This is a genomic window from Vibrio rotiferianus (assembly GCF_002214395.1).
Classification (GTDB): Bacteria; Pseudomonadota; Gammaproteobacteria; order Enterobacterales; family Vibrionaceae; genus Vibrio; species Vibrio rotiferianus.
The window spans coordinates 2,809,816-2,822,128 of the sequence record NZ_CP018312.1 but is presented as its reverse complement, the minus strand read 5'-3'; the positions used below and the strand labels follow the sequence as shown (position 1 = coordinate 2,822,128).

Sequence of the window (12,313 nt, the reverse complement as noted above, 5' to 3'; positions counted from 1 at the left end):
ATAATTTAGCGGAGCACTAACATGATCCAAATGCAAAGTATGCTGGACGCAGCTGATAACTCAGGCGCACGCAGCGTAATGTGTATTAAGGTTCTGGGTGGCTCTCACCGCCGTTATGCACATATCGGTGACGTTATCAAAGTTACTGTTAAGGAAGCAATTCCTCGCGGTAAAGTTAAAAAAGGTGACGTTCTGAAGGCGGTGGTAGTGCGCACCCGTAAAGGCGTACGTCGTCCTGACGGTTCTGTCATTCGCTTCGACCGAAATGCTTGCGTATTGTTGAACGACAATACAGAGCAACCAATCGGTACACGTATCTTTGGTCCTGTGACACGCGAACTTCGTGGCGATAAGTTCATGAAGATCGTTTCACTGGCTCCAGAAGTTCTGTAAGGAGCACGTAGAAATGGCAGCTAAAATCCGTCGTAATGACGAAGTAATCGTTCTTGCTGGTAAAGACAAAGGCAAGAAAGGTAAAGTAACTAAGGTCCTAGCAACTGGTAAAGTTATCGTTGAAGGCATCAACCTTGTTAAGAAACACCAAAAGCCGGTTCCGGCTCTAGGTCAACAAGGTGGTATCGTTGAACAAGAAGCAGCAATCGATGTTTCTAACGTGGCGATCTTTAACGCAGCTACTGGTAAAGCTGACCGTATCGGTTTCCGTTTTGAAGATGGTAAGAAAGTACGTTTCTTTAAATCTAACAACGAAATCGTTTCTAACTAATAGAAGTAATTTGGAGTTCTACTATGGCGAAACTGCATGATTACTACAAGTCGTCTGTAGTCGCTGAACTGACCAAACAGTTTAGCTACACAAGCGTCATGCAAGTCCCTAGAATCGAGAAAATCACCCTAAACATGGGTGTTGGTGAAGCAATCAACGATAAGAAACTGCTAGAAAACGCAGCATCTGATATGGCAACGATCTCTGGTCAAAAGCCACTTATCACTAAAGCGCGTAAATCTGTTGCTGGTTTCAAAATCCGTGAAGGCTACCCTATCGGTTGTAAAGTAACCTTGCGTGGCGAACGTATGTGGGAATTTTTAGAGCGTTTAATCTCTATCGCACTTCCACGTGTACGTGACTTCCGTGGTGTTAGCGCTAAGTCTTTTGACGGTCGCGGTAACTACAGCATGGGCGTTCGCGAGCAAATCATCTTCCCGGAAATCGACTTTGATAAAGTTGATCGAGTACGCGGTCTAGACATCACTATTACGACGTCTGCTGGTACTGATGAGGAAGGCCGTGCTCTGCTGGCTGCCTTTAACTTCCCATTCCGTAAGTAAGGTGAAGGGTTACTGTTATGGCTAAAAATTCAATGAAAGCACGTGAAGCAAAACGTGCGAAGCTAGTAGCTAAGTTCGCTGAAAAGCGTGCGGCGCTAAAAGCTATCATCAGCGATGTAAACGCATCTGAAGAAGATCGTTGGAATGCGGTTCTTACACTGCAATCTCTTCCACGTGATTCAAGTGCATCACGTCAGCGCAACCGTTGTAACCAAACTGGTCGTCCACACGGTTACCTACGTAAGTTCGGTCTAAGCCGTATTAAGGTTCGTGAAGCTTGCATGAAAGGCGAGATTCCGGGTCTTCGTAAGGCTAGCTGGTAATTGCCACTTAATCATTTGGAGTAAATCATATGAGCATGCAAGATCCGATTTCGGATATGCTGACCCGCGTTCGTAACGGTCAGGCAGCAAACAAAGTTGCTGTTAAAATGCCTTCTTCAAAGCTTAAAGTTGCAATCGCTGCACTACTAAAAGCTGAAGGTTACATCGTTGACTTCGCTGTTGAAGGCGAAGCAAAACCTGAGCTAGAAGTTACACTTAAGTACTTCCAAGCAAAACCAGTAATCGAGCAACTTAAACGTGTTTCTCGTCCAGGTCTACGTGTTTACAAGAAGAAAGATCAACTTCCTTCTGTAATGGGTGGTCTTGGTATTGCTATCGTTTCTACTTCCAAGGGTCTGATGTCAGACCGCGCTGCACGTAAAGCAGGTCTTGGCGGTGAAATCATCTGTTACGTAGCTTAATAGGAGTAGACTATGTCTCGTGTTGCAAAAGCACCTGTCGCTATTCCAGCTGGCGTAGAGGTGAAACTAAACGGCCAAGAAATCACTGTAAAAGGTGCTAAAGGCGAACTAACTCGCGTTCTTAACGACGCTGTTGTTATCGCTCAGGAAGAAAACAACCTGACTTTCGGTCCTAAAGAAGGTGTTACTAACGCATGGGCACAAGCTGGTACAGCTCGCGCTCTAGTTAATAACATGGTTGTTGGTGTTACTGAAGGCTTTACTAAGAAGCTAACTCTTAAAGGTGTTGGTTACCGTGCTGCTATTAAAGGCAACGCTGTAGGTCTAACACTAGGCTTCTCTCACCCAGTTGAGCACGAGTTGCCAGCGGGTATTAAAGCTGAATGTCCAAGCCAAACTGAAATCATCATCACTGGTTGTGATAAGCAACTAGTTGGTCAAGTTGCGGCTGACATTCGTTCTTACCGTCAACCTGAGCCTTACAAAGGCAAAGGTGTTCGTTACGCAGATGAAAATGTGCGTACTAAAGAAGCTAAGAAGAAGTAAGGTAACACTATGGATAAGAAAGCATCTCGCATCCGTCGTGCTACACGTGCACGTCGTAAGATTGCAGAACTGGGTGCGACTCGCCTAGTTGTACACCGTACTCCTCGTCACGTGTACGCACAGGTTATCGCGGCTAATGGCTCTGAGGTTATCGCAGCAGCTTCTACTGTAGAAAAAGCGATCCGTGAGCAAGTGAAATACACTGGTAACGTTGATGCAGCTAAAGCAGTAGGTAAAGCTGTTGCAGAACGCGCTCTTGAAAAAGGCGTAACTGCAGTTGCATTTGATCGTTCTGGTTTCCAATACCACGGTCGAGTAGCGGCGCTAGCAGAATCTGCTCGCGAAGCTGGTCTGAAATTCTAAGGTAGGGTTGGAAGATGGCTAAAGAACAACAAGTTCAAGCGAATGATTTGCAAGAAAAGCTAATCGCAGTTAACCGCGTTTCTAAAACGGTTAAAGGCGGTCGAATCATGAGCTTCACTGCACTAACAGTAGTTGGTGACGGTAACGGTCGTGTAGGTTTCGGTTACGGCAAAGCTCGTGAAGTACCTGCAGCGATTCAAAAAGCAATGGAAAAAGCACGTCGTAACATGACTACGATCGCGCTAAACGAAGGCACTCTTCACCACCCAGTGAAAGGTCGCCATTCGGGCTCTAAAGTTTACATGCAGCCTGCTGCAGAAGGTACTGGTGTTATCGCAGGTGGTGCGATGCGTGCAGTACTAGAAGTTGCTGGTGTACACAACGTACTATCTAAAGCATACGGTTCTACGAACCCTATCAACATCGTTCGTGCAACGATCGATGCACTAGGTAGCATGAAGTCACCAGAAATGGTTGCTGCTAAACGTGGTCTAACTGTTGAATCTATTTCGGAGTAAGAACACCATGGCAACTATTAAAGTAACTCAAACTAAAAGCTCAATTGGCCGCCTACCAAAGCACAAAGCTACTTTGCGTGGTCTAGGTCTTCGTAAAATCAACCACACAGTAGAACTTGAAGATACTCCGTGCGTACGCGGTATGATCAACAAGGTTTACTACATGGTTAAAGTTGAGGAGTAATCAGAATGCGTTTGAATACTCTTGCACCGGCTGCGGGCTCTAAGCATGCTCCTAAGCGTGTAGGTCGTGGTATCGGTTCTGGCCTAGGTAAAACTGGTGGCCGTGGTCACAAAGGTCAAAAATCACGTTCTGGCGGTAAAGTTCGTCCAGGTTTCGAAGGCGGTCAGATGCCTCTGAAACAACGTCTACCAAAATTCGGTTTCACTTCTCGTAAGAGCCTAGTGTCTGCTGAAGTTCGTCTAGCTGAGCTAGCGAAAGTTTCTGGTGACGTGGTTGATCTAAACAGCCTTAAAGCTGCTAACATCATCACTAAGAACATCGAATTCGTAAAAGTTGTTCTTTCTGGTGAAATTAACAAAGCAGTGACTGTTAAAGGTCTACGTGTGACTAAAGGCGCTAAAGCTGCAATCGAAGCTGCAGGCGGTAAAATCGAGGAATAATCTCGAGGAACGAGGTACAGATGGCTAAGAAACCAGGACAAGATTTTCGTAGTGCTCAGAGCGGCTTAAGTGAACTAAAGTCGCGCTTGTTATTCGTAATTGGTGCACTTTTAGTATTCCGAGCCGGCTCTTTTGTGCCGATTCCTGGTATTGACGCTGCTGTACTTGCCGATTTGTTCGAACAGCAAAAAGGTACCATCGTTGAAATGTTTAACATGTTCTCCGGTGGTGCTCTTGAGCGTGCATCTATATTAGCATTGGGCATCATGCCGTATATTTCGGCATCTATTGTTGTCCAATTGCTAACTGTAGTTCATCCAGCGTTAGCGGAACTCAAAAAAGAGGGTGAAGCAGGCCGTCGTAAGATCAGCCAATATACACGCTACGGCACGCTTGTACTTGCAACATTCCAAGCTATTGGTATTGCAACTGGCTTACCAAACATGGTCGACAATCTGGTTGTTATGAACCAAACCATGTTTACGCTAATTGCTACCGTAAGTTTAGTAACCGGTACCATGTTCCTAATGTGGTTAGGTGAACAAATTACAGAGCGAGGAATCGGTAATGGTATTTCCATTCTGATTTTTGCAGGTATTGTTGCTGGATTGCCTTCTGCAATCGGTCAAACAATCGAGCAAGCGCGTCAAGGTGAATTGCATGTACTTCTTCTGTTGCTAATTGCGGTATTAGCTTTTGCAGTAATTTACTTCGTTGTTTTCATGGAACGTGGTCAACGCCGTATCGTCGTTAACTACGCGAAGCGTCAACAAGGTCGTAAAGTATTTGCTGCGCAAAGCTCGCACTTGCCACTTAAAATTAATATGGCGGGTGTTATTCCAGCGATTTTCGCATCAAGTATTATCCTGTTCCCAGGAACACTGGCTCAGTGGTTTGGTCAGAATGGTGAGAGCAGCGCGTTCGGTTGGTTAACTGACGTGTCTTTGGCTCTTAGCCCAGGTCAACCGCTGTATGTAATGCTTTATGCAGCAGCGATTATTTTCTTCTGTTTCTTCTACACGGCGTTGGTTTTCAACCCGCGTGAAACAGCAGATAACTTGAAGAAGTCCGGTGCATTCGTACCCGGTATCCGCCCAGGTGAGCAGACAGCTAAGTACATTGATAAAGTGATGACACGTTTAACCCTAGCGGGTGCACTGTACATTACCTTTATCTGTCTGATTCCCGAGTTCATGATGGTCGCGTGGAACGTACGTTTCTACTTCGGCGGTACATCACTACTTATCGTAGTTGTTGTTATCATGGACTTTATGGCACAGGTACAGACTCATCTGATGTCTCAACAGTATGATTCTGTGTTGAAGAAAGCGAATCTGAAAGGCTACGGTCGTTAATTCGACGGTAGACTCAGTTTCAATTACGGAGTTTAGCAATGAAAGTTCGTGCTTCCGTTAAAAAAATCTGCCGTAACTGTAAAGTAATCAAGCGCAACGGTGTTGTTCGCGTGATTTGCAGTGAGCCAAAGCACAAACAGCGCCAAGGCTAATTAGCAGAAATTTTTACTTGAAAACGAAGGTTAGGTCGAGTATATTCCTCGGCCTACCTTTTGCGTGCAAAAGAAGTAGTACTCCGCAGCGTATCCATCACGGGCTTTGCTGCGGCTAATTCTTTTATAGAAACACTTAGGAGTGAATAATGGCCCGTATAGCAGGCATTAACATTCCTGATCAGAAACACGCTGTAATCGCTCTAACGGCGATCTACGGCATCGGTAAAACTCGCTCTCAAGCTATCCTAGCTGAAGTGGGTATTGCTGAAGATGTTAAGATCAGTGAACTAACTGAAGAGCAGATCGATCAACTGCGTGATGGTGTAGCTAAGTACACTGTAGAAGGTGATCTACGTCGTGAAGTATCTATGAACATCAAGCGTCTTATGGACCTTGGCTGTTACCGTGGTCTTCGTCATCGTCGCAGTCTACCACTACGTGGACAGCGTACTAAAACCAACGCTCGCACCCGTAAGGGTCCGCGTAAGCCGATCAAGAAATAATCGGGAAGGTAGAGTACAATGGCTAAACAACCAACTCGCGCTCGTAAGCGCGTACGCAAGCAAGTTGCAGATGGCGTTGCGCACATCCATGCTTCTTTCAATAACACAATCGTAACCATTACTGACCGTCAAGGTAACGCTCTAGCTTGGGCTACTGCAGGTGGTTCTGGTTTCCGTGGTTCTCGTAAGTCTACTCCGTTCGCTGCACAGGTTGCTGCTGAGCGTTGTGCTGAAATGGCTAAAGAATACGGTCTAAAGAACTTGGAAGTTATGGTTAAGGGTCCTGGTCCAGGTCGTGAATCTACTGTTCGCGCTCTGAACGCAGCTGGTTTCCGCATCACAAACATCGTTGATGCTACACCAATCCCTCATAACGGTTGTCGTCCACCTAAGAAACGTCGCGTATAACGTTTTTTAGATTACTGGAGAAAGATCATGGCAAGATATTTGGGTCCTAAGCTGAAGCTTAGCCGTCGTGAAGGCACTGACTTATTCCTTAAGTCTGGTGTTCGCGCGATCGATACCAAGTGTAAAATTGATAACGCACCAGGTGTACACGGCGCTCGTCGCGGTCGTCTATCTGAGTATGGCGTTCAGCTTCGTGAGAAGCAAAAAGTTCGTCGTATGTACGGCGTTCTAGAAAAACAATTCCGTAACTACTACAAAGAAGCTGCACGTCTTAAAGGCAACACAGGTGAGAACCTGCTTCAGCTTCTTGAAGGTCGTCTTGATAACGTAGTTTACCGCATGGGCTTTGGCGCAACTCGCGCAGAAGCACGTCAGCTAGTTAGCCACAAAGCTATCCTAGTTAACGGTAAAGTTGTAAACGTTCCTTCTTTCAAAGTAGCGGCTAATGACGTTGTTTCTATTCGCGAGAAAGCTAAACAGCAAGCTCGTATCAAAGCAGCTCTAGAAGTTGCTGAACAACGTGAAAAACCAACTTGGATTGAAGTAGATGGTGGCAAGATGGAAGGTACATTCAAGCGTATGCCTGAGCGTTCTGATCTATCAGCTGACATCAACGAACAATTGATCGTCGAGCTTTACTCTAAGTAAGGTTTAAACTAAAGAGAGGACACAATGCAGGGTTCTGTAACAGAATTTCTTAAGCCACGTCTAGTTGACATTGAACAAATCAGCTCGACTCACGCAAAAGTAACTCTTGAGCCATTAGAGCGTGGCTTTGGTCATACTCTGGGTAATGCACTTCGCCGTATTCTTCTATCTTCTATGCCAGGTTGTGCTGTAACAGAAGTAGAAATCGAAGGCGTACTTCATGAGTACAGCACTAAAGAAGGCGTTCAAGAAGATATTCTTGAAATTCTTCTAAACCTTAAAGGTTTGGCTGTACGCGTTGCCGAAGGCAAAGATGAAGTGTTCATTACTTTGAACAAATCAGGCTCGGGCCCTGTGGTTGCAGGTGACATCACCCATGACGGTGATGTAGAGATCGCTAACCCTGAACACGTTATTTGTCACCTAACGGATGACAACGCTGAAATCGCAATGCGTATTAAAGTAGAACGTGGTCGTGGTTATGTTCCAGCTTCAGCGCGTATCCATACTGAAGAAGATGAGCGTCCAATCGGTCGCCTACTAGTAGATGCTACTTACAGCCCTGTAGACAAAATTGCCTACGCTGTAGAAGCAGCTCGTGTAGAACAGCGTACTGATCTAGACAAGCTTGTTATCGATATGGAAACAAACGGTACTCTAGAACCTGAGGAAGCAATCCGTCGTGCAGCTACTATCCTAGCTGAACAATTGGATGCGTTCGTAGATCTTCGTGATGTACGTGTACCTGAGGAGAAGGAAGAGAAGCCAGAATTCGATCCGATCCTACTGCGTCCTGTAGACGATCTTGAACTAACAGTTCGCTCTGCTAACTGTTTGAAAGCAGAAGCGATTCACTACATCGGTGATCTAGTACAACGTACTGAGGTTGAGCTACTTAAAACGCCTAACCTTGGTAAAAAATCTCTTACTGAGATTAAAGACGTACTTGCGTCACGTGGTCTGTCTCTGGGCATGCGCCTAGAAAACTGGCCGCCTGCATCAATCGCTGAAGATTAATCGATACTAGTTAGAAGGATTAGGTCATGCGCCATCGTAAGAGTGGTCGTCAACTCAACCGCAACAGCTCACATCGCAAAGCGATGTTCAGCAACATGGCTAGCTCTCTAGTACGTCATGAAGTTATCAAGACTACTTTGCCAAAAGCAAAAGAGCTACGTCGCGTAGTTGAGCCTTTGATTACACTAGCTAAGACTGACAGTGTTGCTAACCGTCGTCTAGCATTTGCACGTACTCGTGATAACGAAGTAGTTGCAAAACTGTTTAACGAACTAGGTCCACGTTTTGCTGCTCGTCAGGGCGGTTACACTCGTATCCTAAAAGCTGGCTTCCGTGCTGGTGATAAAGCTCCAATGGCTTACATTGAGCTTGTAGATCGCCCAGCAGCTGAAGAAGCTGCTGAGTAATCTCAGTTCGTAAGAACAAAAAAAGCCGAGCTTTAGCTCGGCTTTTTTGTTTTTGTAAGCTAGTGAAATAACGGCTTACGACCTGCGAGATTTGCTCGCGGAGAGCAAGTCGAAAGTTACTAGCACTACTAGCCCATATTTGGATTTGATTATCTGAATTCAAAGAAAAAGGGTCGACACTGTGTGCCAACCCTACATAATTTTCTCGCTTCTCGCTTCTCGCTTCTCGCTTCTCGCTTCTCGCTTCTCGCTTCTCGCTTCTCGCTTCTCGCTTCTCGCTTATTTCCAGATAGTACCTAGGCTATCGAGTAGGCCAGAACTTGCACCTTGGCTTTGCAGCGCATTTAAGATTAGGGGAGTAAAAGTGGAAATCAGGGATGGGTCCATACCTAGAGCTGAGAACGCACCTTTTACTGTCTCGCTGTTTGCGATTAAAGCAGACAGGCCACTTGCCTGTAGAGAGTCAAAGCCTGGAACTAGTCCCGCTAATTCTGATGCCTCATTATTACCCAGAGAACTCTGAGCTAAGGCCAATAGTGAACCTACACCACCAATAGCTTGTTCGGATGACACGTTTGTACTTTTTTGAATGGCAGAAACTAGATCAGTATCTGCTGCCCCCTGTTTTGACCAAGCTTTAACTGCTCCCATTAGTGCCGCGTTCGCAATTTCACTATAGCCGCTGTCAATGCCTACTTGATTCTCTTTCGATGTGCTTTGACAGCCCATCAATGCGACACTGGCAAGTGCTGCGATAGCCACTTTCTTATACATATCATCTCCTTATTACTTACTGCTAACTATTCTTTCTAAGAATTTGTCTCAGTATTATCCAAAAAAAACGGCGACACAATGTGTCGCCGTTATTAGCTTTGCTAAAAATCCAAATTAAAGGATGTCTAGTAGCTCTACTTCGAATACTAGAGCAGCAAATGGAGGGATAGCAGCACCTGCGCCACGCTCACCGTATGCTAGGTCTTGTGGGATGTATAGTTTCCACTTAGAGCCAACAGGCATTAGTTGAAGAGCTTCAACCCAACCTTTGATTACGCCAGTTACTGGGAACTCAGCAGGTTGACCGCGAGATACAGAGCTGTCGAATACAGTGCCGTCAGTTAGCTCGCCGTGGTAGTGAACACGTACTTGAGACGCTGCCGTTGGGATTTCGCCAGTACCTTCAGTGATGATTTCGTACTGAAGACCAGACTCAAGAACGTTTACTTCTGGACGTAGAGCGTTGTCTTTTAGGAACGCTTCGCCGTCAGCTGCTGCTGCTTTAGCTGCTTCTTGACGAACTGCTTCTGCACGAGTGTGTAGCTCTTGCAGTGCGTTGTTGATCTCGTCGATCTCGATAGAAGGCATGTCACCAGTTAGTGCAGTTGCAATACCAGCAGCGATAGCGTCAACGCTAAGGCCTTCTAGACCAGAACCAGCCAGTTGCTGACCCATTTGCAGACCAATACCGTAGCTCGCTTTCTGTTCTGCAGTTTCAAATTTAATTTCAGACATGAATGTCGCTCTTATTAGGAGTGATAAAGGCACAGGATATCAGGTTCGAGCCTCGGTTTAAATGATTGTGCTCGAATGTCGCATTCTGGATCGGAGGGTGTGACTTATCTCTTACTCCAAGTGAAATTTCTGCTAATTTACGCCAAATTACATTTTACTTTGGCGAAAAACATATACTCTCCGCGCTGGTATTTTTATACTGAGATTAGAAGTATTAAAGGACTCATCAGAATGAATCGTCGCAGAAAGAAAAAGCAGCAAGTCGACCACGTCGAATTGATGAAACAAAAGTTCGCTGCTATCGATTGGAAGCAGCCGTTTAACAAAGAGAAGTGGCAGGAAAGAGTACAACCTGTGGCTCAGTTTTGGCAACGCTTTCCAAAACTCCATCAACGTGCACTGATGGTATTAGTGCCAGTGGTGTTGGTGCTTCTGATCATCCCTGTACCCAAAGATACTGAGGCACTTATCGATGATGCTCAAGTTGAGAGTCAACGTGTTGCCATTCAACTGAACGCGCAAAGCTTAAGTGAACAGCGCTCAGCACAGAACTCAGAACCCAAATCGGAACAGTGGAAAGAGTACACGGTTAAAAACGGTGATACGCTGGCCCAAGTATTCCGTAGCAATCAACTTTCGATGGCTGACTTAAACGCCTTGGTCAAAATTGAAGGCAGCGATAAACCACTGAGCCGGATTAAACAAGGTCAATTGGTTCGCTTTAAGCTCGCTGACGATGGTAAGTTAGATATGCTGCAGCTTGAGAAAAGTGGCGAGTCGGTGATGTTCTTCCGCTTATCTGATGGAACATTCGGGCGCAATAAATAACGTTCATTAGCACACATTCTAAAGGCGCGATGATTCGCGCCTTTTTTATATCCTTCTGTTTGCTAGTGATAGCATCTCAATCTGATGCCTCTCGATTGGTGAGCCGTCTTCTCTTATTCCATGGAAAGAGCGGTAATACGATCATCAGGATCCCTACCGCAGTCAGCCAATCTGGAATCTCGTCAAACCACCATATCCCAAAGAGTGTTACGAACACTAAGCCAGAGTATTCAGCTAAAGCAATTTCTCCGGCTGGAGCTTTTTGATATGCCAGTACTGCCAAGCTGTTATAGCTTAAGATGCATACTGCACTAGCGATAACTAATACCAATTCCTGTCCCGTCATAGGTCGCCAGTAAAACCCAGCCAGTACTGCAGAGATAGGTAACGAGAATAGAGTGGTCCACCAAAGTGTGGTGACGACAGACTGTTCACTGGGTAGCTTTCTTACCAATATATTAAACATTGCCAGTGTGGTCGCCGTGCCGAGTGCAAACAATGCAGCCCAATGAAAATGATCCGGTCTGAGTACCACTAGGACACCAAGGAACCCGAAGCAAGTGAGCAAGATTTTACTTAATGGAGGATGCTCTTTGAGGAACAATATCGACAGCGGCAACATTAAAATCGGCGCTGCGTAAAAAACCGCGTTTGCAGTTGCCAGAGGGAGGTGAGTCACCGCAACCATCATACATCCGCTACCAATTAATATTAGATGCGCTCGCAACAAGGTAATAGGTGCTTGCTTTAGGCTACGTTTATCCGGTTGTTGTCTGAGATAGAAAGGTAGGATGAGCAGCAGTGAAGCCAACTGGCGCACGAACATATATTGGAACGGGCTAATGCCGCCTTCAATCAGTTTGACGGCGACATCGGAGAGTGACGCCGCCAAGTTGCCGATAACCAGTAATAGTAACGCCAGGTGGTGGGGTGACATTTAGCTCACTCGGCGCATATCGACATGGGGGATACCATCTTCAAGGTAGCTTTCGGAAATGACTTCAAAGCCATGACTCGCATAGAAAGCCATCAGGTGTTCTTGCGCACCGATATCTATCGTTTGACCAGCCCAAAGCTGTTGGCAATGTTGTAAGGCTTGTTCAAGCAGTTCATGTCCAAGACCACCACCACGGGCGCTTTGCTTGGTTACTACACGACCAATACTGACATTGTCGTAAGTGGTGCCAGCAGGCAATAGACGAGCGCAGGCAACCAGTTCATCGTCTTTGTAGCCCAATAGGTGAAAAACGCCTTCCAGTGTATCTTTGCCGTCCAGTTCTGGATAAGGACAGGTTTGCTCCACCACAAAGACATCAACGCGCAGGCGCAGCATCTCGTAGAGTTGTGTTGTTGTCAGTTGAGAGAAAGGTAGGGCAGTCCAGTTGATCATTTCCAATATC

Annotated in this window: 22 protein-coding genes; 18 read left to right on the top strand and 4 right to left on the bottom strand. The window is 45.9% G+C overall.

Features of this window, described 5'->3' with window-relative positions; all coding sequences use genetic code 11:
- The first annotated feature begins 21 nt into the window (after positions 1-21).
- From rplN to rplQ, 17 genes are all read left to right on the top strand, one after another.
- Positions 22-393, top strand: coding sequence for a 50S ribosomal protein L14 (rplN, locus tag BSZ04_RS22195; RefSeq protein ID WP_004410450.1), 372 nt, complete (start codon positions 22-24; stop codon positions 391-393).
- A gap of 13 nt (positions 394-406) precedes the next feature.
- Complete coding sequence (rplX, locus tag BSZ04_RS22190; protein WP_010445323.1) at positions 407-724, top strand: 50S ribosomal protein L24; 318 nt, start codon at positions 407-409, stop codon at positions 722-724.
- Positions 725-747: 23 nt separating this feature from the next.
- Positions 748-1,287 carry a 50S ribosomal protein L5 gene (gene rplE, locus BSZ04_RS22185; RefSeq protein WP_010445325.1) on the top strand — a complete coding sequence of 180 codons (540 nt, stop codon included), beginning with the start codon at positions 748-750 and terminating at the stop codon, positions 1,285-1,287.
- A gap of 17 nt (positions 1,288-1,304) precedes the next feature.
- Positions 1,305-1,610, top strand: coding sequence for a 30S ribosomal protein S14 (gene rpsN, locus BSZ04_RS22180; RefSeq protein ID WP_004410442.1), 306 nt, complete (start codon positions 1,305-1,307; stop codon positions 1,608-1,610).
- A 29-nt stretch (positions 1,611-1,639) separates the two neighbouring features.
- Positions 1,640-2,032, top strand: a complete 393-nt coding sequence (gene rpsH / locus BSZ04_RS22175) for a 30S ribosomal protein S8 (RefSeq protein ID WP_005450567.1) — start codon at positions 1,640-1,642, stop codon at positions 2,030-2,032.
- Positions 2,033-2,044: 12 nt separating this feature from the next.
- Positions 2,045-2,578: a 50S ribosomal protein L6 gene (rplF, locus tag BSZ04_RS22170; RefSeq protein ID WP_010445333.1), complete on the top strand. Its 534-nt coding sequence runs from the start codon at positions 2,045-2,047 to the stop codon at positions 2,576-2,578.
- 9 nt (positions 2,579-2,587) lie between these two features.
- Complete coding sequence (gene rplR / locus BSZ04_RS22165) at positions 2,588-2,941, top strand: 50S ribosomal protein L18 (RefSeq protein ID WP_005435088.1); 354 nt, start codon at positions 2,588-2,590, stop codon at positions 2,939-2,941.
- Between the two features lie 14 nt (positions 2,942-2,955).
- Entirely contained in the window at positions 2,956-3,459 is a 504-nt protein-coding gene (rpsE, locus tag BSZ04_RS22160) for a 30S ribosomal protein S5 (protein ID WP_004745894.1), read from the top strand.
- 7 nt (positions 3,460-3,466) lie between these two features.
- Positions 3,467-3,643: a 50S ribosomal protein L30 gene (gene rpmD / locus BSZ04_RS22155; RefSeq protein WP_000201159.1), complete on the top strand. Its 177-nt coding sequence runs from the start codon at positions 3,467-3,469 to the stop codon at positions 3,641-3,643.
- 5 nt (positions 3,644-3,648) lie between these two features.
- A complete protein-coding gene (rplO, locus tag BSZ04_RS22150) occupies positions 3,649-4,083 on the top strand; it encodes a 50S ribosomal protein L15 (protein WP_005450562.1) in 435 nt (144 codons plus the stop codon).
- Positions 4,084-4,103: 20 nt separating this feature from the next.
- Positions 4,104-5,438, top strand: a complete 1,335-nt coding sequence (gene secY / locus BSZ04_RS22145; RefSeq protein ID WP_005435093.1) for a preprotein translocase subunit SecY — start codon at positions 4,104-4,106, stop codon at positions 5,436-5,438.
- Between the two features lie 38 nt (positions 5,439-5,476).
- Positions 5,477-5,590: a 50S ribosomal protein L36 gene (gene rpmJ, locus BSZ04_RS22140; protein WP_000868186.1), complete on the top strand. Its 114-nt coding sequence runs from the start codon at positions 5,477-5,479 to the stop codon at positions 5,588-5,590.
- 149 nt (positions 5,591-5,739) lie between these two features.
- Entirely contained in the window at positions 5,740-6,096 is a 357-nt protein-coding gene (rpsM, locus tag BSZ04_RS22135; RefSeq protein ID WP_005450559.1) for a 30S ribosomal protein S13, read from the top strand.
- 18 nt (positions 6,097-6,114) lie between these two features.
- Entirely contained in the window at positions 6,115-6,504 is a 390-nt protein-coding gene (rpsK, locus tag BSZ04_RS22130) for a 30S ribosomal protein S11 (protein WP_001118870.1), read from the top strand.
- 27 nt (positions 6,505-6,531) lie between these two features.
- Positions 6,532-7,152, top strand: a complete 621-nt coding sequence (gene rpsD, locus BSZ04_RS22125) for a 30S ribosomal protein S4 (protein ID WP_005383146.1) — start codon at positions 6,532-6,534, stop codon at positions 7,150-7,152.
- A 24-nt stretch (positions 7,153-7,176) separates the two neighbouring features.
- Positions 7,177-8,169 carry a DNA-directed RNA polymerase subunit alpha gene (locus BSZ04_RS22120; protein WP_010445384.1) on the top strand — a complete coding sequence of 331 codons (993 nt, stop codon included), beginning with the start codon at positions 7,177-7,179 and terminating at the stop codon, positions 8,167-8,169.
- Between the two features lie 26 nt (positions 8,170-8,195).
- Positions 8,196-8,576 (top strand): 50S ribosomal protein L17, encoded by a 381-nt coding sequence (gene rplQ, locus BSZ04_RS22115; protein ID WP_005383141.1) that lies wholly within the window; start codon positions 8,196-8,198, stop codon positions 8,574-8,576.
- 279 nt (positions 8,577-8,855) lie between these two features.
- Here rplQ and BSZ04_RS22110 read toward each other — a convergent pair whose 3' ends face one another.
- Both BSZ04_RS22110 and BSZ04_RS22105 read right to left on the bottom strand, forming a co-directional pair.
- Positions 8,856-9,350 (bottom strand): DUF2780 domain-containing protein, encoded by a 495-nt coding sequence (locus tag BSZ04_RS22110; protein ID WP_088881383.1) that lies wholly within the window; start codon positions 9,348-9,350, stop codon positions 8,856-8,858.
- Positions 9,351-9,464: 114 nt separating this feature from the next.
- On the bottom strand, positions 9,465-10,085 hold the full coding sequence (locus BSZ04_RS22105; RefSeq protein WP_005437303.1) for a BamJ family beta-barrel-assembly machinery protein: 621 nt from the start codon (positions 10,083-10,085) through the stop codon (positions 9,465-9,467).
- A gap of 231 nt (positions 10,086-10,316) precedes the next feature.
- Here BSZ04_RS22105 and BSZ04_RS22100 point away from each other — a divergent pair, with 231 nt between their 5' ends.
- Positions 10,317-10,913 carry a LysM-like peptidoglycan-binding domain-containing protein gene (locus BSZ04_RS22100; protein ID WP_010445390.1) on the top strand — a complete coding sequence of 199 codons (597 nt, stop codon included), beginning with the start codon at positions 10,317-10,319 and terminating at the stop codon, positions 10,911-10,913.
- Between the two features lie 76 nt (positions 10,914-10,989).
- Here BSZ04_RS22100 and BSZ04_RS22095 read toward each other — a convergent pair whose 3' ends face one another.
- Both BSZ04_RS22095 and BSZ04_RS22090 read right to left on the bottom strand, forming a co-directional pair.
- Positions 10,990-11,850, bottom strand: a complete 861-nt coding sequence (locus BSZ04_RS22095; RefSeq protein WP_088881382.1) for a DMT family transporter — start codon at positions 11,848-11,850, stop codon at positions 10,990-10,992.
- Positions 11,851-12,303, bottom strand: a complete 453-nt coding sequence (locus tag BSZ04_RS22090) for a GNAT family N-acetyltransferase (RefSeq protein WP_045370147.1) — start codon at positions 12,301-12,303, stop codon at positions 11,851-11,853.
- Between the last annotated feature and the right edge of the window lie 10 nt (positions 12,304-12,313).

Coding starts and splice junctions, on each gene's coding strand:
- rplX (WP_010445323.1), top strand. CDS start 407: ATGGCAGCTAAAATCCGTCGTAATGACGAAGTAATCGTTCTTGCTGGT.
- rplQ (WP_005383141.1), top strand. CDS start 8,196: ATGCGCCATCGTAAGAGTGGTCGTCAACTCAACCGCAACAGCTCACAT.
- BSZ04_RS22110 (WP_088881383.1), bottom strand. CDS start 9,350: ATGTATAAGAAAGTGGCTATCGCAGCACTTGCCAGTGTCGCATTGATG.
- BSZ04_RS22095 (WP_088881382.1), bottom strand. CDS start 11,850: ATGTCACCCCACCACCTGGCGTTACTATTACTGGTTATCGGCAACTTG.
- BSZ04_RS22100 (WP_010445390.1), top strand. CDS start 10,317: ATGAATCGTCGCAGAAAGAAAAAGCAGCAAGTCGACCACGTCGAATTG.
- rplR (WP_005435088.1), top strand. CDS start 2,588: ATGGATAAGAAAGCATCTCGCATCCGTCGTGCTACACGTGCACGTCGT.
- rpsE (WP_004745894.1), top strand. CDS start 2,956: ATGGCTAAAGAACAACAAGTTCAAGCGAATGATTTGCAAGAAAAGCTA.
- secY (WP_005435093.1), top strand. CDS start 4,104: ATGGCTAAGAAACCAGGACAAGATTTTCGTAGTGCTCAGAGCGGCTTA.
- BSZ04_RS22090 (WP_045370147.1), bottom strand. CDS start 12,303: ATGATCAACTGGACTGCCCTACCTTTCTCTCAACTGACAACAACACAA.
- rpmD (WP_000201159.1), top strand. CDS start 3,467: ATGGCAACTATTAAAGTAACTCAAACTAAAAGCTCAATTGGCCGCCTA.
- rplF (WP_010445333.1), top strand. CDS start 2,045: ATGTCTCGTGTTGCAAAAGCACCTGTCGCTATTCCAGCTGGCGTAGAG.
- rpmJ (WP_000868186.1), top strand. CDS start 5,477: ATGAAAGTTCGTGCTTCCGTTAAAAAAATCTGCCGTAACTGTAAAGTA.
- rplO (WP_005450562.1), top strand. CDS start 3,649: ATGCGTTTGAATACTCTTGCACCGGCTGCGGGCTCTAAGCATGCTCCT.
- BSZ04_RS22105 (WP_005437303.1), bottom strand. CDS start 10,085: ATGTCTGAAATTAAATTTGAAACTGCAGAACAGAAAGCGAGCTACGGT.
- rpsD (WP_005383146.1), top strand. CDS start 6,532: ATGGCAAGATATTTGGGTCCTAAGCTGAAGCTTAGCCGTCGTGAAGGC.
- rplE (WP_010445325.1), top strand. CDS start 748: ATGGCGAAACTGCATGATTACTACAAGTCGTCTGTAGTCGCTGAACTG.
- rpsH (WP_005450567.1), top strand. CDS start 1,640: ATGAGCATGCAAGATCCGATTTCGGATATGCTGACCCGCGTTCGTAAC.
- rplN (WP_004410450.1), top strand. CDS start 22: ATGATCCAAATGCAAAGTATGCTGGACGCAGCTGATAACTCAGGCGCA.
- rpsM (WP_005450559.1), top strand. CDS start 5,740: ATGGCCCGTATAGCAGGCATTAACATTCCTGATCAGAAACACGCTGTA.
- rpsN (WP_004410442.1), top strand. CDS start 1,305: ATGGCTAAAAATTCAATGAAAGCACGTGAAGCAAAACGTGCGAAGCTA.
- BSZ04_RS22120 (WP_010445384.1), top strand. CDS start 7,177: ATGCAGGGTTCTGTAACAGAATTTCTTAAGCCACGTCTAGTTGACATT.
- rpsK (WP_001118870.1), top strand. CDS start 6,115: ATGGCTAAACAACCAACTCGCGCTCGTAAGCGCGTACGCAAGCAAGTT.